Source organism: Streptomyces sp. UF-297 (genome assembly GCF_058245575.1).
Genome location: NZ_JBSIBZ010000214.1, coordinates 1 through 1633 on the forward strand (window position 1 = coordinate 1; position 1633 = coordinate 1633).

At 72.7% G+C, this 1633-nt stretch carries 1 protein-coding gene; it reads left to right on the plus strand.

The annotated features are described in order from the left end of the window. Positions 1 to 1633 (plus strand): acyl carrier protein (locus AC4IJH_RS43490; RefSeq protein ID WP_490857560.1); only part of this gene is annotated, 1633 nt, incomplete at both ends.

The window sequence follows — 1633 nt, forward strand, 5'->3', positions numbered from 1 at the left end:
GGCACCTGCACGAGCTGACCCAGGGCATGGACCTGGAGCACTTCGTGCTGTTCTCCTCGGCCGCGGCGACCTTCGGCGCACCGGGCCAGGGCAACTACGTGGCGGCCAACGCCTTCCTGGACGCCCTCGCCGCCCAGCGTCGCGCCGCAGGACTGCCCGGAACGTCGCTGGCCTGGGGCATGTGGGCCGACGTCAGTGCGCTGACCGGGCAGCTCAGTGACGCCGAACGGGACCGGTTGACCCGCGGCGGCGCCAGGGCGCTGAGCGCGAAGGACGGTCTGGCCCTGCTGGACATGGCAGTGGCCCGGGACGAGGCGCTGCTGGTGCCGACCCGAATCGACCTGGCCGGGCTGCGGGCCCAGGCCGCCCGAAGCACCGAGGTCCCGCCGATTTGGCGCGAGTTGATCCGTAGCGGCTCCGGTCGCCGCACCGCGGCCTCGGGCAGCGGCGGCGCGGACTCGCTGCACCAGCAGCTGGCCGGACTGTCGCAGCAGGACCGGGAGCGCAGGCTCACCGACCTGATCCGTACGCATGTGGCGGCCGTGCTCGGACACACCTCCGCCGACGCCATCGAACCCACCAGAGCCTTCTCCGACCTGGGCTTCGACTCGCTGACCGCGGTGGAGCTGCGCAACCGCCTGAACACCGCGACCGGACTGCGGCTGCCGGCCACGCTCGTCTTCGACTACCCCAACCCCGTCGCGCTCGCCGGTCACCTCCGGGCCCGGCTCGTGGGCGACGGCGAGCAGCTGGTGAACCTCCCGCCGGTCCGTACGGACGCGGTGTCCGACGAGCCCATCGCGATCGTCGGCATGGCCTGCCGGTTCCCCGGCGATGTGAACGACCCTGACGCGTTCTGGCAGTTGATAGCCAGCGGGACGGACGCGATCGCCGGCTTCCCGGACGACCGGGGCTGGGACACGGAGGGGCTCTACGACCCCGACCCCGAGAACGTGGGGACCTCGTACACCCGGTCCGGCGGATTCATGGCGGACGCCAGTGGCTTCGACGCCGGGTTCTTCGGGATCAGCCCGCGTGAGGCGCTGGCGATGGACCCGCAGCAGCGGCAGCTGCTCGAGGTGTCGTGGGAGGCGCTGGAGCGGGCCGGTATCGAGCCGGGGTCGCTGCGCGGCAGCCAGACCGGTGTCTTCGTCGGCGGCTTCGCCTCGGCGTACGGGTTCGGCGCCGGCACCGGGAACGAGGGAGTCGAAGGGCATCTGACGACGGGCTTCGCGACGAGCGTGATGTCCGGCCGGGTGTCCTACGCGCTGGGCCTGGAGGGCCCGGCCGTGACCGTGGACACGGCGTGTTCGTCGTCCCTGGTGGCGCTGCACCTGGCCGCCCAGGCGATCCGTGCCGGGGAGTGCTCGATGGCGCTGGCCGGCGGGGCCACGGTCATCGCCACCCCTGACGGGATCGTGGGCTTCAGCCAGCAGCGCGGCCTGGCCGAGGACGGGCGCTGCAAGGCGTTCTCGGCGGACGCCGACGGCATGGGCTTCGCCGAGGGCGCGGGTGTGCTCGTCGTGGAGCGCCTGTCGGACGCCCGGCGCAATGGCCACAAGGTGCTGGCGGTCGTACGGGGTTCGGCGGTGAACCAGGACGGTGCGTCCAACGGTCTGACGGCGCCCAACGG